24 protein-coding genes are annotated in these 26,059 nt (G+C 42.7%); 17 read left to right on the forward strand and 7 right to left on the reverse strand.

The annotated features are described in order from the left end of the window. The first annotated feature begins 45 nt into the window (after nt 1-45). A complete protein-coding gene (locus ACSQ8O_RS12365) occupies nt 46-1,392 on the forward strand; it encodes an Nramp family divalent metal transporter (protein ID WP_436241802.1) in 1,347 nt (448 codons plus the stop codon). A 147-nt stretch (nt 1,393-1,539) separates the two neighbouring features. After that, the gene (locus ACSQ8O_RS12370) at nt 1,540-1,929 is read left to right on the forward strand and encodes a DUF1499 domain-containing protein (RefSeq protein WP_056616306.1); all 390 of its coding nucleotides are present in this window, start codon (nt 1,540-1,542) and stop codon (nt 1,927-1,929) included. Nucleotides 1,930-1,977: 48 nt separating this feature from the next. On the opposite strand, the gene tpx is transcribed toward ACSQ8O_RS12370, so the two are convergent. After that, nucleotides 1,978-2,496, reverse strand: coding sequence for a thiol peroxidase (gene tpx, locus ACSQ8O_RS12375; protein ID WP_056616303.1), 519 nt, complete (start codon nt 2,494-2,496; stop codon nt 1,978-1,980). Nucleotides 2,497-2,654: 158 nt separating this feature from the next. On the opposite strand from tpx, the gene ACSQ8O_RS12380 reads away from it, so the two are divergent. Continuing rightward, on the forward strand, nt 2,655-3,539 hold the full coding sequence (locus ACSQ8O_RS12380; protein WP_056616300.1) for a LysR family transcriptional regulator: 885 nt from the start codon (nt 2,655-2,657) through the stop codon (nt 3,537-3,539). 54 nt (nt 3,540-3,593) lie between these two features. On the opposite strand, the gene ACSQ8O_RS12385 is transcribed toward ACSQ8O_RS12380, so the two are convergent. Together ACSQ8O_RS12385 and ACSQ8O_RS12390 are read right to left on the reverse strand one after the other, a co-directional pair. Further along, nucleotides 3,594-4,283: a zinc metallopeptidase gene (locus tag ACSQ8O_RS12385; RefSeq protein WP_436241803.1), complete on the reverse strand. Its 690-nt coding sequence runs from the start codon at nt 4,281-4,283 to the stop codon at nt 3,594-3,596. Between the two features lie 22 nt (nt 4,284-4,305). Next, on the reverse strand, nt 4,306-4,746 hold the full coding sequence (locus ACSQ8O_RS12390) for a MerR family transcriptional regulator (RefSeq protein WP_171634032.1): 441 nt from the start codon (nt 4,744-4,746) through the stop codon (nt 4,306-4,308). 304 nt (nt 4,747-5,050) lie between these two features. Here ACSQ8O_RS12390 and ACSQ8O_RS12395 point away from each other — a divergent pair, with 304 nt between their 5' ends. The 3 genes from ACSQ8O_RS12395 to ACSQ8O_RS12405 are packed head-to-tail and all read left to right on the forward strand — an operon-like array spanning nt 5,051 to nt 8,343. Beyond that, nucleotides 5,051-6,436, forward strand: a complete 1,386-nt coding sequence (locus ACSQ8O_RS12395; protein ID WP_436241804.1) for an ammonium transporter — start codon at nt 5,051-5,053, stop codon at nt 6,434-6,436. Between the two features lie 39 nt (nt 6,437-6,475). Further along, nucleotides 6,476-7,558: a DUF294 nucleotidyltransferase-like domain-containing protein gene (locus ACSQ8O_RS12400; RefSeq protein ID WP_436241805.1), complete on the forward strand. Its 1,083-nt coding sequence runs from the start codon at nt 6,476-6,478 to the stop codon at nt 7,556-7,558. Nucleotides 7,559-7,608: 50 nt separating this feature from the next. Next, nucleotides 7,609-8,343 carry an exonuclease domain-containing protein gene (locus ACSQ8O_RS12405; RefSeq protein WP_056616283.1) on the forward strand — a complete coding sequence of 245 codons (735 nt, stop codon included), beginning with the start codon at nt 7,609-7,611 and terminating at the stop codon, nt 8,341-8,343. Here ACSQ8O_RS12405 and ACSQ8O_RS12410 read toward each other — a convergent pair. Then, entirely contained in the window at nt 8,337-8,765 is a 429-nt protein-coding gene (locus tag ACSQ8O_RS12410; RefSeq protein ID WP_436241806.1) for a Mov34/MPN/PAD-1 family protein, read from the reverse strand. The genes ACSQ8O_RS12405 and ACSQ8O_RS12410 overlap by 7 nt on opposite strands. 43 nt (nt 8,766-8,808) lie before the next feature. After that, on the reverse strand, nt 8,809-10,137 hold the full coding sequence (locus tag ACSQ8O_RS12415; RefSeq protein ID WP_436241807.1) for an MFS transporter: 1,329 nt from the start codon (nt 10,135-10,137) through the stop codon (nt 8,809-8,811). A gap of 111 nt (nt 10,138-10,248) precedes the next feature. On the opposite strand from ACSQ8O_RS12415, the gene ACSQ8O_RS12420 reads away from it, so the two are divergent. Beyond that, nucleotides 10,249-10,785 (forward strand): TlpA family protein disulfide reductase, encoded by a 537-nt coding sequence (locus tag ACSQ8O_RS12420; RefSeq protein WP_063795584.1) that lies wholly within the window; start codon nt 10,249-10,251, stop codon nt 10,783-10,785. Nucleotides 10,786-10,839: 54 nt separating this feature from the next. On the opposite strand, the gene cimA is transcribed toward ACSQ8O_RS12420, so the two are convergent. After that, entirely contained in the window at nt 10,840-12,459 is a 1,620-nt protein-coding gene (gene cimA, locus ACSQ8O_RS12425; protein ID WP_436241808.1) for a citramalate synthase, read from the reverse strand. Between the two features lie 237 nt (nt 12,460-12,696). Here cimA and ACSQ8O_RS12430 point away from each other — a divergent pair, with 237 nt between their 5' ends. From ACSQ8O_RS12430 to ACSQ8O_RS12460, 7 genes are all read left to right on the forward strand, one after another. After that, nucleotides 12,697-13,998 (forward strand): DNA polymerase IV, encoded by a 1,302-nt coding sequence (locus tag ACSQ8O_RS12430; RefSeq protein WP_436241809.1) that lies wholly within the window; start codon nt 12,697-12,699, stop codon nt 13,996-13,998. Nucleotides 13,999-14,003: 5 nt separating this feature from the next. Further along, nucleotides 14,004-14,507: a molybdopterin-guanine dinucleotide biosynthesis protein B gene (gene mobB / locus ACSQ8O_RS12435; protein ID WP_436241810.1), complete on the forward strand. Its 504-nt coding sequence runs from the start codon at nt 14,004-14,006 to the stop codon at nt 14,505-14,507. Between the two features lie 67 nt (nt 14,508-14,574). Further along, nucleotides 14,575-14,808 (forward strand): ferredoxin, encoded by a 234-nt coding sequence (locus ACSQ8O_RS12440; protein WP_056616262.1) that lies wholly within the window; start codon nt 14,575-14,577, stop codon nt 14,806-14,808. A gap of 169 nt (nt 14,809-14,977) precedes the next feature. Next, entirely contained in the window at nt 14,978-16,828 is a 1,851-nt protein-coding gene (locus tag ACSQ8O_RS12445; RefSeq protein ID WP_436241811.1) for a CHASE2 domain-containing protein, read from the forward strand. Nucleotides 16,829-16,855: 27 nt separating this feature from the next. Continuing rightward, nucleotides 16,856-18,724, forward strand: coding sequence for a FecR family protein (locus ACSQ8O_RS12450; protein ID WP_436242004.1), 1,869 nt, complete (start codon nt 16,856-16,858; stop codon nt 18,722-18,724). Between the two features lie 30 nt (nt 18,725-18,754). After that, entirely contained in the window at nt 18,755-20,377 is a 1,623-nt protein-coding gene (locus tag ACSQ8O_RS12455; RefSeq protein WP_436241812.1) for a stalk domain-containing protein, read from the forward strand. A gap of 239 nt (nt 20,378-20,616) precedes the next feature. Then, a complete protein-coding gene (locus ACSQ8O_RS12460; RefSeq protein WP_436242005.1) occupies nt 20,617-22,047 on the forward strand; it encodes a L,D-transpeptidase in 1,431 nt (476 codons plus the stop codon). Between the two features lie 151 nt (nt 22,048-22,198). On the opposite strand, the gene ACSQ8O_RS12465 is transcribed toward ACSQ8O_RS12460, so the two are convergent. After that, nucleotides 22,199-22,333 carry a hypothetical protein gene (locus ACSQ8O_RS12465; RefSeq protein ID WP_268796201.1) on the reverse strand — a complete coding sequence of 45 codons (135 nt, stop codon included), beginning with the start codon at nt 22,331-22,333 and terminating at the stop codon, nt 22,199-22,201. 374 nt (nt 22,334-22,707) lie between these two features. Between ACSQ8O_RS12465 and ACSQ8O_RS12470 the strand changes: the two genes are divergently transcribed. The 3 genes from ACSQ8O_RS12470 (at nt 22,708) to ACSQ8O_RS12480 (ending at nt 25,938) form a co-directional block, all read left to right on the forward strand. Further along, the gene (locus tag ACSQ8O_RS12470; RefSeq protein WP_171634044.1) at nt 22,708-24,063 is read left to right on the forward strand and encodes an ABC transporter substrate-binding protein; all 1,356 of its coding nucleotides are present in this window, start codon (nt 22,708-22,710) and stop codon (nt 24,061-24,063) included. A gap of 89 nt (nt 24,064-24,152) precedes the next feature. Further along, a complete protein-coding gene (locus ACSQ8O_RS12475; RefSeq protein ID WP_056616242.1) occupies nt 24,153-25,058 on the forward strand; it encodes a carbohydrate ABC transporter permease in 906 nt (301 codons plus the stop codon). A gap of 40 nt (nt 25,059-25,098) precedes the next feature. Continuing rightward, nucleotides 25,099-25,938: a carbohydrate ABC transporter permease gene (locus tag ACSQ8O_RS12480; protein ID WP_056616238.1), complete on the forward strand. Its 840-nt coding sequence runs from the start codon at nt 25,099-25,101 to the stop codon at nt 25,936-25,938. Nucleotides 25,939-26,059: the final 121 nt, after the last annotated feature.

The raw sequence follows: 26,059 nt of genomic DNA on the forward strand, positions 1-26,059 counted from the left end.
TTCCCTAGAACAACATTATTGGTCTTGCGAAAGAAGGGTTAAGCTATGGAAATTGCAATCAAAAAACCGGATCAAGAACCGAATGGATGGCGAAAAGATTCTTCTACGCCAAGTCTACCTGAAGTTCATCATAGTATGAAAGTCCCTAAAAAAGCTGGATTTTTCCGAAAGCTGCTTGCCTTCGTGGGGCCAGGATATCTGGTAGCTGTCGGTTATATGGACCCCGGAAACTGGGCGACTGACTTGGCAGGCGGTTCCCAATTTGGATATACACTGCTTTCGGTCATTTTAATTTCGAATCTAATGGCCATACTTTTGCAGGCTTTGTCTGGTCGATTGGGTATTGTAACAGGTCGAGATTTGGCGCAAGCTTGCCGTGATCATTATAGTAAGCCCGTTTCTTATGTGCTTTGGTTTCTATGTGAGCTTGCGATTGCTGCTTGTGATCTAGCTGAAGTCATCGGCGCCGCGATTGCTTTGCAGTTACTATTCGGGTTGCCGCTCATCTATGGGGTGATTCTGACGGCATTAGATGTCATTCTGGTGCTTATGCTGCAGAAGAAGGGCTTTCGTTATATTGAAGCGATGGTTATTAGCTTAATTGCTCTTATTATGGTTTGTTTTATTATGGAGCTTATTTTCTCCCGACCTGAATTTGCAGCTGTAGCTGCAGGGTTCATTCCAACAACTGAAATTGTAACGAATCCAGCCATGTTATATATTGCCCTAGGTATTCTAGGTGCGACGGTCATGCCTCATAATTTGTATTTGCACTCATCCATCGTTCAGACGCGTAAAATCGAACCTACGATTGAAGCTAAACGTGAAGCGATCAAATTCTCAACCATTGATACAACAGTTGCCCTGATGCTAGCGTTATTCGTAAACGCGGCGATTCTCATTCTTTCGGCCGCAGCTTTTCATTCAGCTGGGAAAGAAGTTGCGGAAATTCAAGATGCCTATCATCTCCTTGGACCTATGTTAGGTACAGGTGCAGCAAGTATATTGTTCGCCGTTGCACTCTTAGCATCCGGTCAGAACTCAACGCTTACCGGTACACTGGCCGGTCAGATCGTCATGGAAGGATTTCTGAATATTCGTCTAACACCTTGGCTGCGCCGGTTGATTACTAGGTTAATTGCCATTATACCTGCGGTCATCGTGATTGGTATTTATGGAGAAAGCGGAGCAACAGATTTACTCATTCTCAGTCAGGTTATTTTGTCCTTACAATTATCTTTTGCTGTGATCCCGCTCGTGACTTTTACTTCAGATCGTAAAAAGATGGGTGTGCTCGTGATCCCGAAATGGATGGCGGTATTGAGTTGGTTTGTGGCCATTTTAATCGCGGGATTAAACGCTTATTTGCTATATACGACATTTTTTGGATAAAGGAAGATATGCTAAGCTAAAATCGGGGGAGAAATCCCTCGATTTTTCATTTACCTCTTTTTCTAAAGCCTAATCAATGGTATTATAGAGAATAGTGTTGAAATGGCAAGTGGTCTACATGCACTTCATTGAAGGGGGAAAGGGCTTTTGCTAAAGAGAACTTTAATCGGATTAGTACGTAGTCATGAAACGACAGGGGAAAAAGCTAGAGATCCTTTACTTAAAACTAGATATTTTAAGCTGCCGAAGGAGCAAGTTTGGGAAGAGGTAACGGCTGTTTTAAAGAAAACACCAGGTTACAAGCTATTACATGAGGTCCCGAACGTAGGAGAAATCCTTGCTGAGCGCAAAACGGTTACTGGAAGAACCCAAGACGTAACATTGACCTTATTCGCGATTAATCCTGTGAAAACGGCTGTTGATATCTATTCGGCTTCACGTGGTTCAATGGGGGATCTTGGATCCAATTATCGTACAATATTAGATATTTATAAACAATTAGATCGTAAGCTTGCTTCATATAAAATTGATGGATAACAAAAACAGCAGGGAAGCTTGGCCTCCTTGCTGTTTTATTTGTGTGGATTAAACTAATTTTTTAACAGCTTCTACAGCTGCTTCATAGTTAGGGTGAGCTGTCATTTCGCCAAGGTACTCAACGTATTGAACAGTGTCATTAGCGTCGATTACGAAAATAGCGCGCATATCCAATTGAATTTCTTTGATCAATACGCCGTAAGCTTCACCAAAGGATTTTGTTTTGTAATCGGATAATGTGATTACTTTGTCGATACCTGCAGCGCCACACCAGCGAGCTTGTGCGAAAGGAAGATCTACGCTGATTGTAAGTACAGCAACATTGTCGCCTAGGCCAGCTGCTTCTTCATTGAAACGACGTGTTTGTGCATCACAAACGCCTGTATCTAAGGAAGGAACAACGGAGATCAATTTCACTTTACCTGCGTAATCAGCAAGTGATACTTGTGTCATCAAATCTTTGTTAACTTTGAAATCAGGTGCTTTGTCACCTACTTTAATTTCGGGTCCTACCAAAGTGATAGGATTGCTTTTCAGGGTAGCTACACCAGTACGTTCTTGTGCCATTGAATGATTTCCTCCTTTATTATCCATGCTAAATAACAACTCACTTATTATAAGCTTTTTGCAGATAAGTTGTCCAATCGTTACTATCGAGCTATAATCGGAGTCAAAGAACGAGATTCGTTTCTTCATCATGAAGTTAAGTCGGGGGATTTACTCACGTGGAATTAAGACAATTGCAATATTTTGTTAAGGTTGCTAGGAAGCAGCACGTGACACAGGCGGCGGAAGAGCTGCATGTAGCGCAGTCTGCAGTTAGTCGGCAAATTCATTTGCTGGAAGAGGAACTCGGGGTTGATTTATTTGTTCAAAAGGGGCGCAATTTACACCTGACCTCGGTGGGGCATTTATTTTTAAGTCGAGTAGAAGGTATTCTTACGGATTTAGAACGTGCGGTGGGCGAAATACATGAGTTTCTTGATCCAGAGGCTGGCGAGATTCGTATTGGATTTCCACATAGTCTAGTTATCAATTTACTACCTGCTGTAGTTGCGGCATTTAAAAAAAATCATCCGAATGTGAAGTTTAGACTGCGTCAAGGTACATACACATCATTAATTCGTGATGTTTCGAGAGGGGAGATTGATCTCGCTTTTATATCACCCTTTCCGGAATCCCACGAACACGTGACAGGTGAAATTTTATTGACAGAAGAGTTGTATGCTATCATTCCTTCCAATCATATTCTGGCAGACTATACGTCAATTCGCCTTGAGCAGTTGAAGAATGAACCTTTCGTAATGTTTAGTGAAGAGTATACGCTTCGAACGATCGTGATGGATGCGTGCCAGAAGGCAGGCTTTGTGCCTAAGATTGAGTTTGAAGGTGAGGAAACGGATACGATTCGCGGGCTTGTTGCCGCGGGTATGGGGGTAAGCTTACTTCCGGCGATGGCCTTATTGGAAAGTGGGCAAACACAGCCTGTCAAAATACGAGTAACAGATCCTCAAGTTACAAGGACAGTTGGTTTGATTTGTCGCAAGGATGTGAAGCTGCCTCTGGTGGCTGAAGTGTTTAGGCGTTTCTTATATGAGTATTTTAAATGAGAAAAGCTCTCCCAACAGGTCGTGAAGAACCTGAAGGGGGAGCTTTTTCTTTTATTAATCATCGTTATTGCGACCATTGAAAATCATAATGTACTTTAGAAGCTCGAGTACAGAGATCAATGCAGCGGCTACATAAGTAAGTGCGGCAGCATTCAAAACCTTAGCCACGCCACGTTCTTCTTCATTAGAGATGAAGCCTTGTGCCACCATTTCATTACGTGCTCGGTTACTCGCGTTAAATTCAACAGGTAACGTTACTAATTGAAAAGCAACGGCTACCGCGAAGAAGATAATTCCGATTTCCAATAACCAAGGGATACTTTGAAAAAAGAAACCCGCTAGGATCAGGATGGGAGCAACGCCAGAGGCGAAATTAACGACTGGGAACATCTTGTGTCTTGCGACGAGCATAGGGTAATGGACTTGGTGCTGAATAGCGTGACCTACTTCGTGACAGGCAACTGATACAGCTGAGATTGAGCTCTGGAAGTAAACAGGCTCCGACAGACGTACGGTTCGAGCCATTGGATCGTAGTGGTCTGTTAATGTCCCAGGTACAGCTTCGACGGGTACATCGTAAAGGCCATTAGCATCTAACATTCGTCTTGCGGCTTCGGCGCCAGTCATGCGTGAGTAGACAGGTACGTTAGACCATTTGTTAAAAGTTCCTCGCACTCGGAATGAAGCCCACATAGAGAGGCCGAATGCAATAATAATTAGGAAATCCATTGGGTGAAAAAACATAGGGCATTCCTCCGTATTTCAATTATGAGAACGGATTTTTACCTAAAAGGACAATAAGTGCTTCGATGCAGGCTGCGGTCGGTTGTGTCAGAATATGATACAGCTTTTTCAACTGCTTAGGCTTCAATTGCTGAACAAGTGGGCTGAGTTCTTTAGCTTCCTTCATTAATTGTTCGAGATGCAACTGAAGGGATGTAAGCTTATCTGTCACAGTATCATCGGAGGTCACTTTACTCCATTGCTGTAAGTTGACTTTGATTTCCTCTAAGGTATATTTCTCGTTCTTCATTGTTTCAATACGCCTCAGTCGGTGCAAAGTTTCATCACTGTACAGACGATAGTTCGTATCGGATCTTCTTTCAGGTTCGATTAAGCTCAGCTTGGTGTAGTAATCAATGGTTCGAGGGCTGACATCAGCAAGCTTGGCGAGCTCTCCGATTTTATAAAGCTTCTCATTCCCCATGTTAAATTCACCTCTACTCCAATGGTTTAAATTTCTTTCTTCTATATAAACATGATACCTGATATTAAACCGTACAGTCAAACGTGATGCTTCGGAAAGCTGACATTGGATATTGGTGTAAAAAAGGTGTTTTGTGAACACTTATGAGTCGAAACACGAATTATGCCTGTTTCATGTCAGGTTATTTTTCGCTTTTTTCAATATATTAACGAAAATCCTATTGTCAAACCCAAATATCCTGTATATAATGACATTAAGAGTTTCATTACATGTTACTTAATCTAACATTAAAGGAAGTGGTCGTATGGTTAAGAAATTGTTGTTAGCTTTCGGCGTTATGTCATTACTGTTCCCTACACTCGCATTTGCAGCGGATGAGGCGACAGCACCACAACTACAGAGTGCAATTGATGCAGTATGGGTAATGTTGGCAGCAATCTTAGTCATCTTCATGCAAGCTGGTTTTGCACTTTTAGAAGCGGGGTCAACTAGAATGAAAAATGCCGGTCACGTAGCCGGTAAAACGATTTTAACTTTCGGATTATGTGCCATTGCATTCTGGGCTGTAGGATTTGGTTTCGCCTTCGGTGATGGAAATGCATTCTTCGGAGAAACGGGCTTTTTCGTAACAGGTTTAGAAGATCAAGCTGCAGCAGCATTCGGATCTCTTTCCTTCTCTGATGTGCCAATCGGTATCAAATTCTTGTTCCAACTAGCATTCGCTGGTGTATCTCTTGCTATCGCATGGGGCGGATTTGCAGAGAGAGCGAAGCTTCCGGTTTACTTCATATTCGGAATTTTGTTCACAGTTGTTATCTATCCAATCGTAGCGCACTGGGTATGGGGCGGCGGCTGGTTGGCTAAATTGGGTATGCAAGATTTCGCGGGTTCAACCGTTGTTCACTTACAAGGTGCGACAGCTGCCTTAGTAGCAACTATCTTGCTTAAACCACGTATTGGCAAATATAATAAAGACAAAACACCTAACTTGATTCCAGGTCATAACCAAGTATTGTCTGTTCTTGGTGTAATCATCCTATGGATCGGCTGGTTCGGATTTAACCCTGGTAGTACGCTTAGCGCAATGAATGATGGTTTCTTTGGTTACATCGCATTGACAACGAATATGGCTGCTGCGGCAGGTGCTGTAGCTGCATTGATTATCTCTTGGATGTACTTCGGTAAAGCGGATATTCCTAGTATGTTGAATGGTGTTCTGGCTGCGCTTGTTGCTATCACTGCAGCATGTGCGTTCGTAGAAGCTTGGGCTGCAATCGTTATTGGTGCAGTAGCGGGTATCGTAACATTCTTCACTGCACAATGGTTCGAAAGAGCTGGAATCGACGATCCGATCTATGCCTTCTCTGTACACGGTATCGCTGGTATCTGGGGTACACTTTCCACTGGCTTGTTCGCAACGCCTGAGCTTTCGGCTAAAGTAGGTGTTGGTGGTGCAGGTTTATTCTACGGCGGTGGTTTCCACCAATTAGGAGTTCAAGCACTTGGTCTTGCTGGAGCTTTGGCATTCGTACTTGTTCTTTCCTTCATTATTCTTGGTATTCTTAAAGCTACAATTGGCCTTCGTGTTACTGAAGAAGAAGAAATCATTGGTCTGGATCTTTCCGAGCATGGTTCATACGGATATCCTGAACAAATGAAAAAAGCAGCTCAAAACGGCGTGTCCGTTTAACAACACATATACTTTCTACTAGAGCAAAGGGGATGCAACATGAATCATCTCTCAATGGAACGGATCCTGGAACGCATTTATCAGTCGGAGCAATTCGAAGAGATGCGAATAACCAGAGATCAGGTGCATGAGATGTTTCGGGAGCATCTCCTTTTTCCCTATACATCTGAATTGGGGCAGCAAATCAATCAAGTGCATGACGCGTTGATTCAAAGAACGACTCAGATTGCTGAACATTTGCTTGAGGATGAAGGGTACGGTAAGCCGCCTGTTGCGTATGCTTTTATCTTATTAGGCAGTGGTGGCAGAAGAGAACAGACGCTGTGGAGCGATCAGGACAACGGACTCATTTATGGTGATTGTGAAACGCATACGCAAGATGAATTAGATCTTTATTTCGATATGCTTGCCTCATATATCATTCGCGGTTTGGATGTGTTGGGTTATCCTCCTTGTGAAGGGAATGTCATATCGAGTAATCCGCAATGGCGTAAGTCGCTGCAAGGATATAAGAATATGATGAACGGCTGGTTTAAGGAACCTGATTGGGAAAATGTGCGCTATCTTCTCATTCTGGCGGATATGCGTTGTATCTATGGTTCAGAGCTATTAGTGACGAAGTTGAAACAATTGTTTCTTGATTATGTTCAGGAACATCCGGGACTTTTGAAATATTTGTTGTCGAACACGTTGCATCACAAAATTTCGTTGGGTATATTCAGTCATTTAATTACAGAACGTTACGGTGAAGATGCAGGCGGATTTGATATCAAATATGGTGCTTATATTCCGATTGTCAATGGGATTCGGCTGCTTGCTATTCAAGCAGGAATTTTGGCCACTTCTACGATAGAACGAATTAAGCAGTTAAAGGTGAAGGGGATTGTATCCGAAGAGCTAGCCAATGATTGGGAAATGGCTTTTTCTATTGCTTTAAAGTTAAGAGATAGCACGCCTTTCCAATTAGATGAAGAGAAATATACGACAAGAGGTAAACTTACGGCAGATCAACTTAACAAAGAGATTCGCATGCAATTAAAGCAATGTTTACGAACGGGAATACAGTTGCAGAAGTATGTCGGTAAATCCATAGGCTCACACATAGAGAGAGAAAAAGGTTAGAACTATCGGAATCGGAAATCACGTTTCATTGGCAGGGAGAGGTGACTCGCGTGAAGGATATGCGTCCGGCAGGTCGTATGTGGCATTTATATAAGATGGGTGGTTTAACGCCAGCTTTAACTTCGATGTTTGATGCGCAAAGTGCGCAACAAATGGCCTTTATTCGGTCGATGCTGAAAGAGCAACGAAAAGATTCTCTATTTGAAATTCCTCTGCACGCGATGGAGATCGTGGTGTTTGATCTTGAAACGACAGGCTTCTCTCCGTATAATGGTGACGAGATTATCTCGTTCGGCGCTGTCTCTGTTATTGGTGGTGAAGTGCAGACGCAAGATACCTTCTATAAAATGGTGAACCCCAAACGTAAAATTCCAGATGAAATCATAAAGTTAACGGGTATTACGAACGAAATGGCTGGCGACGCACCTGATTTAATCGGCGTTTTAAGTGATTTTTTAGAATTTGTTCAGCAAAAAATCTTAGTGGCTCATGCCATTGGACATGATAAAAGTTTTTTGAACTCGGCCTTGTGGCGTACGTCAAAAGTTAGCTTATCCCATCGGGTTTTAGATATTATGATGATCGCGAAATGGCTCATGCCCAAACGAAAAAATCTGGGTTTAGATTCTCTACTGCATGCTTACGACATCCCGGTTACCGTGAGACATCATGCTCTGGAAGATGCCCTTATGACAGCGCAATTATGGTCCAGATTTATGGAAGAAATAAGAGCGAGAGATGTAGACACATTAGGTGATTTATATGCTTTATTAAGCCATCATTGACCGATGACAAACGAAAGTTTGTGATATGCGGTAGTGGTGGTTTTTTTTAGGGAATAGACCTTGAGGTCAGGTTTCTCTTCGTGTTGCAGGGAAAGGATCCAGTAGGTTGGAATGGTGTGCCAGAGCGTTAAGAGGTCCTCGGCAGAGGGGGTTGATGCGGCTGTGGGGTGGGAATGAAAAATCCCGACGATCGTACGACGTTGATCAGTTAGGTAGGGGATCATGTCGATGGGATGGATGACAAATTGCTGTGTTGGATGCGCCGCGTGATTAGGAAGAGGGATAAATGTGTGGATATGTAACTCATCTGTCGATGAGAAAGAAGCTTCCTGTATAAGGATGCCACATGCTTCGTTAGGGAGTGAGCGTATGCTGTGTGAGATCATTTCGTCATATGATTTTTTTGATAAATGTATGCTCACTTGCGTTCACTCCCTCACATGGCATGGACATGAGGTTAGTATATCATGTTTGTTTTTGTAATTCTGCTTTGGGTTTGATGAAGAAAAACACCAAAGCTAACATAATAAGTGATAAAGAGGCAACAGTGATAAAGAGTGTTTTATGAGAGATACTCATGAGCCAACCAAATAGCGGAGGGCCGAAGGCGACTCCAATAAATCGTAAACTATTATAGAGGGAAGTAATCATCCCGCGTTGCTCACGCTCTACCGATCCGGTAATGAGTGTGTTTAGGCATGGGAGCAGGAGTCCTGTCCCTATCCCGCTGAGCGACAATAAGCCAATAAAGACATATAGGTTCCCGTTTAGAAATGTAGCCAAGGCAAGGGATACAACCATGGTTATAAGTCCGATATTCATGAGCCAGCGCATGAGCTTGCCATTTTGTTTGATTTTCGCCCCAGTGGTATAAGAGGTGATGACGAGGCAGAGCAACGGGATTGCAAGGATAAGACCTTTGCGTACGCCTTCGATGTTGTAGGGCTTTTCTTCCAAAATCTGTGAGAGGTAGAAAAGCACGCCAAATAGTATAAATAAGGTGATCGAACCTGCTATGAAGGCGGGAATTAGCCAATGACCTTTACTTTTTAGAATGGTTCTGATTTGCTTCAAATAGAGCTTAAGTGTTTCAGCTTCTTTCTCTTTGGCGGGTTCTTTGATCATGAATATAACTGCGAGCAGAGCGAGTAAACAAAAAAGTGGAAAAGCAAAAAAAGGCGCAAACCAAATAATTAGCGCTAATAGAGAACCTAGAATAGGACTCACAACTTTGCCGATTCCGTTGGAAGCTTCGATGAGTCCGAGGGCTTTGCTGGCCTTGGGTCCCTTGTAAATATCGGCAACAAGTGCCATGGCAATAGAGGCTGTACCCGCTGCTCCAAGGCCTTGTACGGTTCTGGAAGCTATAAGGATAGGGTAAGAGTTCCAGACGGCGCCAAGCCCTGCTAGAACCCCTGCAGCACCGTACACGATAAGTGAGGGGATAATAACAGATTTGCGAGTGAAACGATCAGATAAATAACCGGATATCGGAATGATAAGGCCCGCAGTCAATGAGAATAAGGTGATGATGAGTGAACTTTGGAAGCGTGAGATGTTCATTTTCTCTTGCAAATCTGGCAGAATCGGGACAAGCATGGAATTGCCAAGGACAAGCACCAAGGGAATGGAGGCAAGTGCGAGGTACTGCCAAACGCTTCCTTTCTCGTTCGTGTTTGTCTTTTTATTATTAGATGCGGCTTCTTCTTCATGCTCGTAAATTCTCATTTTATTTAGCGGATTTTTACCTCTCGTTTTCGCGGCAGCTTGTTTCATTTCACTAGTTCCTTTCATTGCAAAGAGTACGTTTACTTTTCCCTAATAGGGTGAAAGCATACTTCGGGATTGTGATGTTGGAATTTTCGCTAATTTGGAGATAATATAGAGGGAGTGGAGGTTGATACTGTGAAGAAGAATCTCATCGTGATCGCTTTCGTCGTGTTATTGGCGGGCTTTGCGATTTATCAAAATGTACGTAATGAAGATAAACAAACCCTGATGCCAAGTGAGCAAGCGGCAAAGGTGAATTTCTTAGCTCCATCATTTACCTTACAAGGGTTGGATGGGAAGGACTATTCGGTAGGCGGGCCTCGTGAAAAGCCAATGTTTGTCAACTTCTGGGCATCCTGGTGTGGTCCTTGTGAGGAAGAAGCGCCTGATCTTGTGAATTTGTATAAGAAATATGAGGGGAAATTCGATCTTTATGCGGTGAACGTGACGCCCGGGGATAAAATGGACAATATTAAAAAATTCGTGGACACTTATCAGTATCCATTTCCTGTGCTGCTCGATAAACAAGGAACGAATGCCGATACCTATAACGTTATCGCTATTCCTACAAGCTTTCTTATTGATAAAAATGGCGTTATCAGGGAAATTATTCATGTGCTTTCACCGAAGGAGCTCGACAAGAAGATGGCGAGTCTTCTGAAGGAAGAATGACAAAAAAAGCTGCAAGAGAGCACTTTCCGCTCTTGCAGCTTTTTCGTATAAAGATCAATGGTTGACTAGACCTAATCGTTCTTGTTGCTCTTTGTTAGCTGGCTCCACGCGTTTTCTGCTGATGAGGGCATAACGTAAGCTGTCAACAAGTGCATACCAACTAGCTTCTATAATGTTGCTGGAAACACCGAGTGTGTTCCATGTCGTGTTAAAGTCAGTGGATTCCATAAGCACGCGAACCTTGCCAGCTGTTGCATCTTTCTCATCCAATACACGTACTTTATAATCCGAAAGATGAACATTCTTGATGTCCGGATAGTATTGAATGAGTGCTTTCCGCAAGGCGTTATCAAGTGCATTGACAGGACCATTACCTTCAGCCGCGGTATAGATGGTTTCACCATGTACTTTCACTTTGACGATAGCTTCTGAGACAACAGAATGATTGGCTGTTTTCTCAACGAGCATCTTGAATGATTCTAAGGTGAAAATTTCCTCAAGACCTTCAAAGGCTTCACGCAACAGAAGCTCAAGCGTAGCATCTGCGCCTTCGAATTGATAGCCTTGATGTTCCATATCTTTAATTTTCTCGATGATCTCTTTGGTTTTTTGGTGTTCTTTGTTGAAATCTAATTTAAGCTCCTGAGCCTTGACCAATACGTTGCTTTGACCAGCAAGCTCGGAAACAAGCACGCGTTGTTTGTTTCCTACATACTCAGGTTTCGTATGCTCATACGTACTTGCATCCTTGAGGATCGCGGAGACATGGATGCCGCCTTTGTGTGCGAATGCTGCGTTACCAACATAAGGCTGGTTAACAGGCATATGCATGTTGGCGATTTCACTAATGTATCTCGAAACGGATGTGAGTGACTTCAATTGATCCGAAGAGATGACATCATAACCTAATTTCAATTGTAAGTTGGGGATAATTGAGCTTAGGTTAGCATTTCCACAACGCTCTCCGTAGCCATTGATAGTCCCTTGGACTTGTCTAGCGCCAGCTTGTACGGCAGCTAAAGAGTTTGCAACTCCTAATTCACAATCATTGTGAGCGTGTATGCCTACTGGAGTGGAGACATGTTGCGTAACTGTCGTCACGATAGCCGTAATTTCGTTAGGTAACGATCCACCATTTGTATCACAAAGCGTAATCCAATCCGCGCCAGCGTCTTGTGCCTTCTTAATTGTTTGCAGTGCATATTCTGGATTATTCTTGTAACCATCGAAGAAATGCTCGGCATCATAAATGACTTCCATGCCACTGCTTTTCAAAAAGAGAACGGAGTCATAAATCATGTTCAAATTCTCTTCTAGCGTTGTTTGAATAGCTGTCGTTACATGAAAGTCCCATGACTTACCGAAAATCGTGGCGACTTGCGCGCCGGATTCCACGAGTCTATTCAGGTTAATGTCATCTGCAGCAAGAGAATCTTTCCGTCTTGTGCTACCAAAAGCAGTAATTTTGGCATTTGTGAAAGTCATTGTACGTGCCCGCTCAAAGAATTCGATATCTTTGCTGTTGCTGCCTGGCCATCCGCCTTCAATATAATGAACCCCGAGCTCATCGAGCTTACGGGCAATTTTGATTTTATCCTCTACGGATAGGGAGATACCTTCTCCTTGGGTTCCGTCTCGTAGGGTGGTATCGAAGATTTTGACTGATGTTGGCATGGGTTCCTCCTTCAAAAGCTAGCAAAGTGACTTCGGTGAAATTGATGTGAGTAGTTTCGCTTGCTTTAAAGCGCTAATGTATAATTTACGATTATAACATAAATGTACAGCTAAAGACATCATAACGTAAAATGGCTTCAGCTTGAATGATTATTTTTTTGACATCTCAAGTTGGTTGTGTTTCACTCGAGTAGACGGCTCTGAAATCTGATTCAATCATACTGGGAGGAAGTGAATATGGTGTCCGTAGAGCATCATTATCCCAAGCAAGGCAGAGTCATTTTACATATTGATATGAATGCATTCTATTGTTCGGTTCATGAAGCTGTAGAGCCTGACTTATACAAGGGAAAGCCTCTTGCTGTTGCTGGTAGTGTAGAGCTGCGTAAGGGGATCGTCGTTACTTCATCATATGCAGCGCGCAAGCTAGGGATCAAGACGGGCATGCAAGTTAGGCAAGCGTTGAAGATATGTCCTGATCTCATTTTAATCAAACCTGACTTTGATCTCTATCGAAATTTCTCGAGGCGGTTTATGCAGATAGTCTATGGATATTCACCGATGGTAGAATCTATGTCTATTGATGAATGTTTTGTAGATATCACTGGTTCCAAACAATTTGGTACGCCACTAGACATTGCAAATAGTATTCAAGGAAGAATTCTGCAAGAATTGAAATTACCATGTTCGATTGGTGTCGCGCCGAATAAGCTGCTAGCCAAAATGGGATCTGATATGAAGAAGCCTAATGGGATTACGGTATTGCGGCTTCGTGATGTGCCGACCGTTTTCTGGGATAAGCCGTGCCAGTATTTATATGGAATTGGGAAGAAAACTGCGGAGAAGCTTACGAGGCTTGGCATCCTAACGTTAGGGCAATTGGCTATTGCGGATGATGCGCTGTTAAGCAAGCACTTTGGAGTCATGGGTGCGCACTTGAAGCGCTCGGCCAACGGGATTGATCCTTCTGTTGTCAATCCGGAGCAAGAGCAGAGTAAGTCCATTGGACACACGACGACTTTGCCGCGGGATTATACGGATCGTACCGAAATTCATCGTGTTCTGCTTAATTTAGCCGATCAAGTAGCGAGGAGGCTTCGTAAGCAGGAGCTCATGACTTCGACAATTCAGATTACGATCCGAGATCCTGATATGAGGACGATTACGAGATCACTTACCTTACCTACTCCGACGGAACATATGGATGATATTTATCGAACCTCCTGTCAATTGTATGATCATCAATGGGAAGACGGCAATCCTGTTAGGCTCCTCGGAATCACCTTGCAGAATCTGATTGCCAAGGAAGAATCCTACGTGCAACTTGATTTATTTGATTACGAGAAGCAGCCTCGCAGGGAGAATCTGAATCGTGTGATGGATGGTCTGCGTGATAAATTTGGAGAAGGTGTGATTCTTACGGCAGGAATGATGAGTGATGACCCATCTTCCTTAATTCGAAATCACAAAGTAAGGGGGACATCCTTGCAAATGGATCATTTGCGAAATAATCCTCTGCATACAGATACAGGAGAGTGAGGATCATGGCTCATTGTGTGGGCTTCGCGGGATTTTCCAATAGTGGGAAAACGACTCTAATAGCTAAACTTATTGTTGAAATTAAACATCGCGGTCATCAGATTGCTGTAATGAAACATGATGCCCATGGACACTATAAGGAAGCGCAAGGTGCTGATTCCACCATCTTTGTCGAGATGGGTGCCGACGTTGTGGTTACACTTTCTCCGAATGGGGTACACATTTATGAGAAGAGGGAAACACCGAGTTTGGAAGAGCAGTTAGTAGCGTACGCCCATCTTGATTATATTTTTATTGAAGGGTTCAAGAGGGAAAAGCATCCAAAGATTGGGGTTTATCGTACAATAGAACAAAAAGAATTGCTTAAAGGATTGGCAGCAAGCCTGATTGCAGTTGCGACAGACCTAACAATTCTAGAAGATGATTTCATGCTTCCACACTTCAATTTGAATGATATCCGTGGAATTGCAGACTTTATTGAGCAGTATTTCATGAATTGTCAATTTTAAGGTTTGAACTTTGTCCGTATTTATATTATATTTTACAATGAGGATAATTAGAGGAGGAGTAGAAAACATGGCTAAGTATACATTTGTTGATAAAGATACGTGCATCGCTTGCGGCGCTTGCGGAGCTACAGCTCCAGATATCTATGATTACGATGATGAAGGTTTGGCAGAAGTGATTTTTGAAGGTGATGGAAACAAAGGGGTTACTGAAATTCCTGATGATCTATATGATGATCTACAAGATGCTCAAGATGGCTGCCCAACAGACTCCATTAAAGTTGCCGATTCACCTTTTAGCTAATCATAATTACAAAATCGTTTTGCGGGAATACCGCAGAATGTCGAAAGAGCTCGTTTCCTGAGAAGGAACGGGCTCTTTTTTTGTTGAATAAATGTGAAATTTGTAACAATTTATTGCCAATTCGCAGCTAGCATCTTACAATGAAACTAGTAAACTCGGGGAGGATTATATGGGTAAGAAGAAATGGATTAAGACTTTAGTAGTAGGACTCTTATTAATGGTGTTTTCGACATATTTCTACACAGTGAACTCCAGCGGTTTATTTTATTTTGTCGAGGGTCCTCTCCAAGATATTTTGCGTGGTGCTAAGTCGGTGGATGAGCGTCAGCCGGATGATCGAATTAAGATTGTTAAAATTGATGAAAAATCCCTTTCTGCCATCGGGAAGTTTCCGTGGGATCGAAGTACATATGCGCAAGTCATAGAGAAATTAGAACAATCAGGTGCAGCTGCTATTGGGATCGACGTTGTACTTGCTGAGCCATCGAAGAATCCAGCAGACGATAAAGCGTTAGCTGACGTGCTAGCGAAGTATTCCAATATTATTTTGCCAGTTCAAATTAATTATCCCTCCAAACAACAGTCAGCAGGCGAACTAGTTCCTGAGCGAATTGATTATCCCTCCTCAACCCTAACTACCAAAAGAGATCAAATGGCCCATATCAATGTATTTGTTGATAAGGATGGCAAAGCTCGTAAACTTCCTGTCGGTTTGCCTGATGAGAAAGGTGCTTACATACCAGCATTCAGTGTCGCTCTTGCGAATTTAGTTTTGGATGAAAGTGAAAAGGTAAAGCGTGATTCAGCTACTGGAGAATGGAAACGTGGAAATGAAGTCGTACCAACGAACGATAGAAATCAAGTAACAACAGAGTTCTTCACACAACCAAGACAAAAGGTTGATGCGACGACAGGTTATGAGTTGCTATCCTTTGTTGATGTACTTAATAGTACAAAAGCACTGCCGCTGAAGGGCAGTATTGTGCTCGTGGGTCCTTTTGTTACGGCCATGCAGGATGAATACCCAACACCGATCTCCTCGGTCAAGATGTTCGGGATTGAAATTCATGCCAATATGATTCAAACCCTATTAGAAAGTGTTTTCTTTAAAGATGCTTCGAAATCGGCTGGTATCGCGATTATTCTACTTATTTCATTGTTGGCTATATTTCTATTTGAAAAGTTCAACGGGAAGACCGCACTATTTATTTTCATAGGCATCTTCGTGGTATATGGTCTTGTATGGTTAGGATTCTATAGTATTGGTTCTATGTTCTTACCATTGGTGTATCCTCAATTTGCACTAGTAACGATCTATGTTTGGTCATTAGTTAGCCATTATTTAGAAGAACGAAAAGAACGGAATCGGGTTACTGGTATCTTCGGTCGATTCGTTTCAAAAACCGTTGTGGATGAGCTTCTGCAGTCAGGTGAAGATGTGAAGCTTGGCGGAAGCCGTAAGGATATTTCATTGATATTCGTGGATATTCGCGGATTTACACCGATGTCGGAACGACTAGAGCCTGAGCAGGTTATTCAAGTGTTAAATGAATATTTAGATGTCTGTACGAAAGCAATCTTTAAGTTCAATGGTACGTTAGATAAATTCATTGGTGATGGCGTTATGGCGATGTTTGGTGCACCGATTGAATATGAGAATCATCCTGAAATGGCCGTACGTGCTGCGATTGAGATGAAGTCTCAAGCCGATATTCTCGAGCAGAAATTGATTAAGAATTATGGTATCGGTGTGAAATTCGGATTAGGTATTAATAGTGGTCCTGCGGTTGTTGGTAACATCGGATCTGAAGATCTGAGGTTGGACTATACGGCCATTGGAGACACGGTTAACTTATCAGCACGACTAGAATCTAATGCGAAGCCAGGGCAGATTTTAATTAGTGAACAGACGTATGAGCGTGTCAAAGGTCTTTTTGAGATCGAATCCATTGGTGAAATTAAAGTAAAAGGGAAAGAAAAACCGGTTGCTGTTTATGAAGTTATCGGACATTTGAAATAGAATTGCTGGGAGGCATGCGGAGTGGGAATGACCAAGAAATCATTTATATCAGTCTTATTAAGTTTTAGCTTAGTTTTTAGTTTAGTTTCTGTGCTGTTGGTAAGACCCGTGGATGCGAAAACAGTCCGGGTTGCCATTATTTCAGCGTTGTCTGGAGACGTCACGATTAAAAAAGGCGGCGGCTCCAAAACGTATGATGCATATGAGAGCATGAGCTTAAACCAAGGCGATACCGTTTATACAGGGGATAGCTCCTCGGTAACACTTAACTTAGCAAGTGGAGACGCTGATGTTACATTAGGTGACAATGCGGAGCTCAATGTATCTGACCTCAACTCTGCGAATGGAAATAAGAAGTCCAAGCTGAAAGTTTGGGCGGGTTCCATGTGGGTGAAAGTTAAATCATTGGCCGGCGCAGATGATGAATTTGAAGTTGAAACACCAACGGCGGTAATGGGGGTACGCGGAACGCAATTCTACGTTTCCGTTGATCCTGTTTCTGGTAAAACCAAAATGGCTGTTGGATCAGGAAGAGTATCCGCTTCGACGGTAACGTCCAATTCGGATGAGACACAAACTACAACGATTACATACGTGAACCCAACTCAAGAAATTTCCTTGGATTCAAGAGAGGAAACGAATGATCTGGATTTAAAAGTGGAATTCTTCGATTTAGAGGATTTTATTAAAAATGCTTCACCAGAAATTATTAAAGAATTAATCCTCAACAAAGCAGAAATAGATAAAGAAAACGATGAGTTTATTGCGAAAAAGCAAAAGGAAATTGCAGATGGAACGTTTACGAGTGATAAAAATACTTTGAGTATTAAAAATCAGTCTGATCTCGATAAAGTGAAACAAAACTTAGAGAATCTAATCGGTAACGTAGCTAAACAAGCTATTGCTGACAAGAAGCTAGATCAAAAAACGGTAGACGCGATTATTGCTGAGGTCAATAAAAAAATCGATTCAACGGACAAAAAGTTGGATTTATCTAAAGTTAAGCCGTTGGATAAAACGGCAGGTGTGGATCCGGAACTAGAGAAAAAGAAGCAAGAAGAGTTGAAGAAGCTTGAAGAAGCAAAGTTGAAAAGTAAGCTTGAAAAGGAAAAAGCGGAAGCGGCTGCTAAGCAAAAGCTTGCTGATGCTTTGAAGAAGCTAGAGGATGAAAAGAAAAAGCTTGCTGAAGAAAAGTTAGCTGCTGAAGCGAAGGCGAAAGCTGAGGCGGAAGCGAAATTGAAGGCTACTTTAACAGAGCAAGAGAAAAAGGCGTTCGATACCGCAAAAGAGGAAATTGCTAACGGGAAAAAACCTGAGGAAGAGCCTGCAAAGCCGTCGGTACCATCGGAACCATCAGGCCCATCAAATCCATCAGATCCTGACCCGCAACCAACTCCAGCGGCAATTACCTTGAGTACTGTGGCCTTTAATCCTGAAGGACAACCCGCTACGGATGGGCCGAATGTAGGTGCAGCTACGGTTCCATCGAATTTTTATTACTTGAACATCGACTTTACTGCAATTAAAGATATTTATGCTGTAGAGGTTCATTTGCTTTACGGTACACATACTTTTAATCTACCAGGCACACTAATGAACAAAGATATTTTCTTCAAAGCAAATGATACGACGAGTGCGGACTATATTCGAGAATATACATCGGAATCAGGGAAAGAGCTGGTATATGCTGTAACCAAATTCGGGGACGGTCCTAGTGTATCCGCAATTCAGAAAACATCGTTGGTAAGTATTCCGATGACAAGTCTTTTTGCTGATCAAATCCGTGTTGGTAAAATTGTGATCGTTAAGAAAAATGGTCAAATTATTGAGAAATTGAATCTAGATAACCTGACGATTGCACCTGTGAACATCGAAGGATCTATCATTCCGCAATAGTAAAGATCGCTAGATAAAAAGGAGATCCCCATGAAACCATTACAACAGATATTTGTTTCAAGTATAATCGTTGCTACTTTGCTTGGCGGCTCATCGGCTTGGGCAGCTGGTTTAAGTACTGATGCGTTGAAATCTAGCGAAGGTCAGATTCTATCGGATATATCGACCCTTACAGGAATCGGCGATTTTGAAAATCGTGATGGTGATGCGTTGCAGGCGGCATTTCGTGCCCCTAGCAGCGTGCTGCAGCTTGCAGATGGCAGCTTACTTATCGCGGATACACGCAACCATGTAATTCGTAAAGTGAAAGATGGTCAAGTGACCACATTTGCAGGCCCTGCTCTTGCCGTTCTGAAAAATGCACAAGGCTTTCCAACTGGAGGTCTTCTTGACGGGAAAGCTTCAGAAGCTTTCTTTAATGAGCCGACAGGACTAGCGCTTGATGCTAAAGGTAATGTCTACGTGGCAGATGCCGGCAATCATGCCATTCGTAAAATAGACGTTAATGGAATTGTCTCCACAGTAGCAGGGAATGGCGTGCCAGGAAATAAAGACGGTAAGGGTTCGGAAGCTACTTTCAATCACCCGAGTGATATTGCTATTAGTGCTGACGGCACCGTCTATGTGGCGGACTCACTTAATCATACCATTCGTAAAATCGCAGCAGATGGTCGCGTTACGACGCTCTCTGCGCCTGTCACACGAGTTATTCAAGTTCGTCCAGGTGAAGCATCCTTCGCGGGAGAATATCACGACGGAAGCCTTTCTACGGCGACATTCAATGAACCTTCTGGACTTGCACTAGATGGTAAAGGGAACCTTTACGTTAGTGATACAGGGAATCAGCGTATCCGATATATTGATTTTGCATCAGGAAATGTCTCGACAGTCGCTGGATCTACGCCAACAGTGGGTGCTTCGACGATCTATGGGAAGAATGAGTTATATGCAGCTGGTGATTATGCAGATGGTGAAGCTTTGAAAGCGAAGTTTGACTTCCCGAAGGGTCTGTCTGTGACCTCGGAGGGTGGGCTTCTCATCTCGGATAGCTTGAATCATTCGGTTCGATATCTGTTGAATGGACAAGTTACTACGGTAACTGGTACGCCTCAAACGGGGGAAGCGGACGGCGTTGAGCAATCCGCAGCGTTCTATAATCCTTCCGATGTACTGGTAACAACACAAGGTAATGTGGTTGTAGCGGATGCATCCAATAACAAAATTCGTAAGATTACACCCTATCAATTGCCAGAGACGGTTTCGAATGATGGACAAGTGAAGGTAGTTAGTGGTAACAAGCTCATTTCCTTTGATGCTCAACCTGAAATTCAAGATGGGCGTACCATGGTGCCAGTTCGTGCGATTAGTGAAACGTTTGGGTATAAGGTGACTTATGCTGAACGGGCTGGAAAATCAATTGTGCAGCTCTCCAAAGGTGAGTTGACGGTTGAGTTAACCATTGGCGAAACGGGGATCACTCGTAAGCAAACTGGTTTGCCAGATTTGAAAATAGATACAGATGTTGCTCCTTATGTGAAGCAAGATCGTACTTATGTGCCAATTCGCTTCTTTGCTGAACAGATTGGATTGGATGTGCAGTGGCAACCAGCGGTCCAAACGGCCATTTTACGTGTGAAAACATTTGTGAAATAGACTTGTAGTTAGAAAAGGTTTGGAAAGGGAGATTCCCTGACCAAGCCTTTTTCTCATTTGGACTTCAGCTTTGTGCCTCGATTGCCGATAAAAACGGAGAATAGTGGAAAGTGGACTGGAGGCATGAAAGCTTGAAGTCGAATAATCGAAACGATCAATTGACGAAATTCTTCCAACATAATCCGATCGAAGATACGCAATATCTCAAGAAATATGTCAAAGAGCATCCGGATCATAAAATGGCATGGTATTTACTAGGCAGGGAGTATACGGCTCAAGGGAAAGCTGGTAAAGCGGCATACTGCTTTGCGCAGGCTGGAGAAATATATGAAGCTTTCGAACAGCAAAAAATAGTGTTGGAAGAGCCGTTACCTCCCAATTTGACGGCAACGAAGCTAATCAAAGAAGAAGCAGCAGCTGGAGATCGTCAAGCCCAATCACGTGGTAGGCGGAAATGGATGCCATATCTTGTCATGTTCGTTTTACTTGCGCTGCCGGCGGGGATGGATCTAGCTAAATCGGATGGGATGGAGCGTGTTGTTGATGTAACAGAGCAAACTCAGGCGGGTAGCGCGGTTGCAACATTTGCTGACATTCAGGTGGATAATCAGGGATTAAAGTTGTATTTTTCTGATGGGGATTGGGGGAAGAAGCTGCAACAGATTTTACAACCCTCTGTTAGAGGAACGGGAGAATCCGTGATTATGGATGCGCCCTCTAGTAAAGATGGACATTGGAAAGAGTGGTATCGATCCGTTAGTCCCTTGCTTAGCGTGGAACATACAGCAACGGGTGGAAATCAAGCGGTGTTAAAGTATTATCAGGCACAAATTTGCTCTTGCCAGGTAGTAGACAGCTCAAAGCTAGTGCCCGTCATTCAGGCTTGGATGCATGATCGTGAAGAAGCCATTATTTTGCAAAGTGCGATTAAGGCCTATCAAAATAAGTCGGGTGGTTTACCAGATAAGCCACAACAATTAACGAAGCCGTATCCAGATAATCTACTGCCAGGACTTACACCGCAAATGAAGGAGTCTTTTCCTGTTGCCCTACAAAAAGTGGCTGAGCTCGCGAGTGTGAAAGCAACTCAGGCACCCGTTCTAACAGGAGGGGGTGCTACGGGAGAACACTCTCCGCAATCGAATGAGAAGGCATTGGCAGCGAGTAGTTCGCAGCCTGTTGCCTCGTCAGAGCCGTTTGCAGAGCCATTGAAGATTATCATTGATACCGAACAGCATCAACTGGCGGTTGTGAGTGGGGATTTCATCCTGAGGCGTTATCCCGTAGGTCTTGGTGGAGTGAAGACGCCGCAAGGTGAGTTTATAATTAGTGAAAAAGTAAGAAACCCGAATGGGCGATCGAATGGCGAGTTCGGGAGCCGCGGGATGACGTTGTCTAATACGCTTTATGCCATACATGGGACGAATAAACCAACGAGCATAGGCAAGGATGAGTCTCATGGGTGTATTCGTATGCTGCAGCAGGATGTGGAAGAACTGTATAACATGGTTCCTGGGCAAACAAAAGTGACGATTGGGAAGGGGATGTTACCTCTTTCTGAAGCTGGTGAAGGAATAGGCGCTGGTGGTGGAATACCTCAGCAAGCGATCAGTTTGCCTTTGGAGACGAAGGATAATAATCCAGGTAAAGTATATAAATGGTTGGATTGATAAAAGGAGGTGCAAGTTTGAAACTTGCCTCTCCTTTTTGGGTTAACACGCAATAAATTTTAGTATGTAGTTGCTGCAAGTTTTCTTCTTGACAATCATTCAGAAAGCGATTACAATTCAAAATGTGAAGTTTTCAATCACTTTAATGAAATCATTTGTTCAAAATGAGCAGTAAAGTCATCAGTACTATAACAACTAAGAAAATCGATCCTGTCCAGTAAATCGCTTTCATATTAACTTCGTTTTTCTGTCTGCGCGATGCGGTTACTGGTTTGCGTTTGGCCATAAGAATCACCTTTTCCATTAGGATTAAACGAGATGATTCTATCATATCATAAGAATGCGCTTTCAATGAACAATTAAAAATGAATGAATTCTTTTAAAAAAAAGTGTATTGACGTTCATGTCATTTTATTGTAAGATTTAATCACACAGAACACCTAAAACAATTGAATATGTCAGTTTTAATAACATGTTACCGCAAGGGCATTAGTTATTAGAAGAAATGTAAGTCTTCTTCTATAACTATGCCCTTTTTATTTTGCCAATTATGAATCATGAAAGGGGTTGATCGTGCAAACTAAGACGAAATTTTAACTATCGGGTACACGCTTCACCAATAAATAATTAGATGAATTAAAAAAGGGAGAAGATGATCACATGAACATGAAAAAATGGTCAACAATTGGTTTGGCAACGTCAATGGCACTCGTAGCTGCAGGTTGCGGTAAATCCACGCCGGTAGAAACAACAAAACCAGCAGCATCTGTGGCTCCAACAGCGGCAGCTTCCGCAGCTCCTACTGCAGCAGCTTCAACTAAACTTACTGGTGATTTTGAAATCCAATACTTTGTTGGCGGATACGGCGACAAATGGTGGAAAAAAGTTATTGCTGATTTCCAAGCGAAAAACCCTGATTTGAAAATTAAAGAAAGTGCGGGACCAAAAATCAACGAGCAAATGAAACCCCGTTGGATCGCTGGTAACCCACCTGATTTCGTATACATTGATGGACCTGAGTTGTTCGACCGCCAAATGGTTACAGACGGACAACTGGAAGATTTGACGGACTGGATCAAAGACGCTAAAAACGTGGATGGCGAGAAAATCATCGATTTGCTTGCACAAAAGCCACAACAATTTGACGGTAAAACGTACAACATTCCTTTCGTAATGAGCTCATGGGGTATTTTCTATGATAAAGCTCTTTTCAAAGACAAAGGTTGGGCTGAGCCGAAAGACTTCGAAGAGTTCTTGGCTGTAAGTGAGAAAATTAAAGGTGCTGGCATCAATCCATTCATCCACACTGGTAAATATCCGTACTACATCAACGGTGGCGTATTGCTTCCAGCGATCGTATCTGCGAACAACAATGACTACAAATTGCTGCAAGATATGTCCACAAACAATCTTGAGGCTTGGAAAAATCCTGCCATCATCAAAGGTCTAAACAAAATCGTTCAAATGCGTGATAAAGGCTACATCGACAAAGCATCCGTACAAATCAACCACACGGATTCCCAATCCTTGTTCCTACAACATAAAGACGCGTTCATTCCGAACGGTCTATGGTTACCAAACGAAATGGCGAAAGACGTTCCAGGCGGTTTTGACTTTGGATTCATTCCGTCCATCACACAAGATAAAGGTGGAAAAGTTGTAGCTAACACGTCCACAGCTACTTTCGGTATCGCGAAAAAAGCTAAAAACAAAGATGCTGCAAAAGCATTTATGCAATTCGTATTCTCTAAAACACAAGCTTCCCAATGGGCTGAGCTAAGTGGTGCTCCTTCCAACGTTAAAGGTGACATTTCTTCTTCCAAAGCTCCTAACTTCGTTAAGGATGCTGCGAAATTCTTGTCATCCCCTGATACTGTCGTAGTACCAACTGTTTCCTTTGCTGCTGACGTAGACAAAGCTATGCAAGATGCAACTGTTGCTTTGACAATCGGAACAATTACACCTGAACAATGGGTAACTCGTGTATCTGACGTTGTTGCCAAACAAAAGAAATAGGAACTGAATGAAGCAGTGCGGAGAACTTTCAAAGGCATAGTTGCCTAAGGCGTTCTCCGCCATTTTAATGATAGGACGGTGACGATAGAATGAAGACCAACGCGAAAAAGCTGAAACGGAATTTATTCATCGCTTCATTCATCATTCCGACTTTTCTATTCTTCTGCGTATTTACGATTTATCCCGTTATACAGGCTTTACAGAAGTCTTTCTATGATTGGTCAGGAATGTCTGAAAATAGTGAGTTTATTGGTTTTGATAACTTTGTTGAGCTTTTCAAAGATCCGATTGTACTTAGAGCTATTGGAAATGACTATTTCCTAGTGGTTGGTAAAGTAATTGGGATTATGATTCTGGCGACTTTCTTCGCCGTAGCGTTAACAAGATTTAACCTGAAGGGTTCCGGTTTCTTTCGAGCCATCTTCTTTATCCCGAATGTCATTTCAGTCGTTGTCATCGGCGTACTTTGGAATTTCATTTACAATCCGCAAATCGGTTTCTTGAATGCTTTCTTGTCTCTCTTTACTGAGAAAAAAGTTGATATTACTTGGCTAGGATTTCCTCAGCACACGATCTGGATGCTTCTACCCCCAACAATTTGGGCAGGTATCGGCTTCTACATGATCCTAATGATTGCTGCAATCGTGAATATTCCTGCTTCCTATTATGAGGCAGCTAATATAGACGGAGCTGGTCAAGGGGCGCAATTCCGCCATATCACCATGCCGCTCATCTGGGAGCAGATTAAGGTTTCCATCGTTAACATCGTTATTACTACACTCAACGGATCTTTCGTTATTGTTCAGCTCATGACCAATGGCGGGCAGCCCGATAATACGACGCAAGTTATGGGTTCTTATCTGTATCGGATGGCTTTTCAACAGTATCATTTCGGTTATGGAGCAGCCATTGGAGTCATGATTCTGATCGTGTCACTTATCACAACACTGATCTTGCAACGTATCATGCGCCAAGAAACCATCGAAATGCACTAAAGTCATCATAGACAAAGATACTGAGGGAGGGAACCATCGTATGGCTATCAAGAATCCATTAGCGAAAATGTTAGTTTGGATCATTCTGATCATATGGAGTGTAGCCGTGCTCTATCCACTGGTGTGGACATTGCTTGATGCGCTCAAAAATAATGAACAATTTTTCTTAAATGCCCCATGGGCATTGCCTAAATTCCCATTACTTTGGTCGAACTTCTCGTATGTATGGAGTAAATACAACTTCAGTACATACTTCTTGAACTCCATTGTGGTGACAGTAGGAAGTACGCTACTTGGGATGATCCTTGCAGCGATGACGGCATATATTCTGGCGAGATACGATTTTAAAGGGAACAAACTTCTTCTTACGATCTATATCTCTTCCATGATGATTCCGTTCGCACTTGCATTGATCCCGTTGTTCTTCTTGTTGAATGATTTGCACCTTATTAATACTTGGCTGGGGCTGATCCTTGTCTACGCGGCACTCAACTTGCCATTCGGGATTTTCTTGCTTGTTGGGTTCTACAAATCGCTGCCCAAAGAAATTGAAGAAGCTGCGATTATTGATGGAACTTCTCACTATGGTACGTTCTTCCGGGTTATGTTACCATTGTCACAGCCAGGTCTGATTACGGTGATGATTACGAACATGCTGAATAACTGGAATGAATACTTCCTAGGCGTTGTTCTTACGAACGAGCCTACTAAGTACACGCTTCCAATTGGTTTGGCTGTTATGCAAGCTGAGATGCAATATCGTGTAGAATGGGGTCCATTATTTGCCGGATTGCTGATCACTACATTACCGACTTTGATCGTATATATGATATATCAACGCCAGATTGCAAGTGGGATTACGGCAGGAGCTGTAAAATAACGGTATATGGCAATGCATAGAAAAAACACCTTAACCTAGAGGAATTTATCCTTTCGGGGGGGTGTTCTTTCTACTATAATGGGGATAGGTAAAAGCAAACAAGGAACGGCCAAACTTGTGG

The organism is Paenibacillus sp. LjRoot56 (genome assembly GCF_964253335.1).
Lineage (GTDB): Bacteria > Bacillota > Bacilli > Paenibacillales > NBRC-103111 > Paenibacillus_E > Paenibacillus_E allorhizoplanae.

Excerpts from the sequence above, each read along its gene's own strand:
- ACSQ8O_RS12445 (WP_436241811.1), top strand. The coding sequence starts at position 14,978 with ATGGGTAAGAAGAAATGGATTAAGACTTTAGTAGTAGGACTCTTATTA.
- ACSQ8O_RS12430 (WP_436241809.1), top strand. The coding sequence starts at position 12,697 with ATGGTGTCCGTAGAGCATCATTATCCCAAGCAAGGCAGAGTCATTTTA.
- ACSQ8O_RS12365 (WP_436241802.1), top strand. The coding sequence starts at position 46 with ATGGAAATTGCAATCAAAAAACCGGATCAAGAACCGAATGGATGGCGA.
- ACSQ8O_RS12450 (WP_436242004.1), top strand. The coding sequence starts at position 16,856 with ATGACCAAGAAATCATTTATATCAGTCTTATTAAGTTTTAGCTTAGTT.
- ACSQ8O_RS12480 (WP_056616238.1), top strand. The coding sequence starts at position 25,099 with ATGGCTATCAAGAATCCATTAGCGAAAATGTTAGTTTGGATCATTCTG.
- cimA (WP_436241808.1), bottom strand. The coding sequence starts at position 12,459 with ATGCCAACATCAGTCAAAATCTTCGATACCACCCTACGAGACGGAACC.
- ACSQ8O_RS12400 (WP_436241805.1), top strand. The coding sequence starts at position 6,476 with ATGAATCATCTCTCAATGGAACGGATCCTGGAACGCATTTATCAGTCG.
- ACSQ8O_RS12455 (WP_436241812.1), top strand. The coding sequence starts at position 18,755 with ATGAAACCATTACAACAGATATTTGTTTCAAGTATAATCGTTGCTACT.
- ACSQ8O_RS12390 (WP_171634032.1), bottom strand. The coding sequence starts at position 4,746 with ATGGGGAATGAGAAGCTTTATAAAATCGGAGAGCTCGCCAAGCTTGCT.
- ACSQ8O_RS12475 (WP_056616242.1), top strand. The coding sequence starts at position 24,153 with ATGAAGACCAACGCGAAAAAGCTGAAACGGAATTTATTCATCGCTTCA.
- ACSQ8O_RS12460 (WP_436242005.1), top strand. The coding sequence starts at position 20,617 with ATGGCATGGTATTTACTAGGCAGGGAGTATACGGCTCAAGGGAAAGCT.
- mobB (WP_436241810.1), top strand. The coding sequence starts at position 14,004 with ATGGCTCATTGTGTGGGCTTCGCGGGATTTTCCAATAGTGGGAAAACG.
- tpx (WP_056616303.1), bottom strand. The coding sequence starts at position 2,496 with ATGGCACAAGAACGTACTGGTGTAGCTACCCTGAAAAGCAATCCTATC.
- ACSQ8O_RS12415 (WP_436241807.1), bottom strand. The coding sequence starts at position 10,137 with ATGAAAGGAACTAGTGAAATGAAACAAGCTGCCGCGAAAACGAGAGGT.
- ACSQ8O_RS12470 (WP_171634044.1), top strand. The coding sequence starts at position 22,708 with ATGAACATGAAAAAATGGTCAACAATTGGTTTGGCAACGTCAATGGCA.
- ACSQ8O_RS12395 (WP_436241804.1), top strand. The coding sequence starts at position 5,051 with ATGGTTAAGAAATTGTTGTTAGCTTTCGGCGTTATGTCATTACTGTTC.
- ACSQ8O_RS12385 (WP_436241803.1), bottom strand. The coding sequence starts at position 4,283 with ATGTTTTTTCACCCAATGGATTTCCTAATTATTATTGCATTCGGCCTC.
- ACSQ8O_RS12465 (WP_268796201.1), bottom strand. The coding sequence starts at position 22,333 with ATGGCCAAACGCAAACCAGTAACCGCATCGCGCAGACAGAAAAACGAA.
- ACSQ8O_RS12440 (WP_056616262.1), top strand. The coding sequence starts at position 14,575 with ATGGCTAAGTATACATTTGTTGATAAAGATACGTGCATCGCTTGCGGC.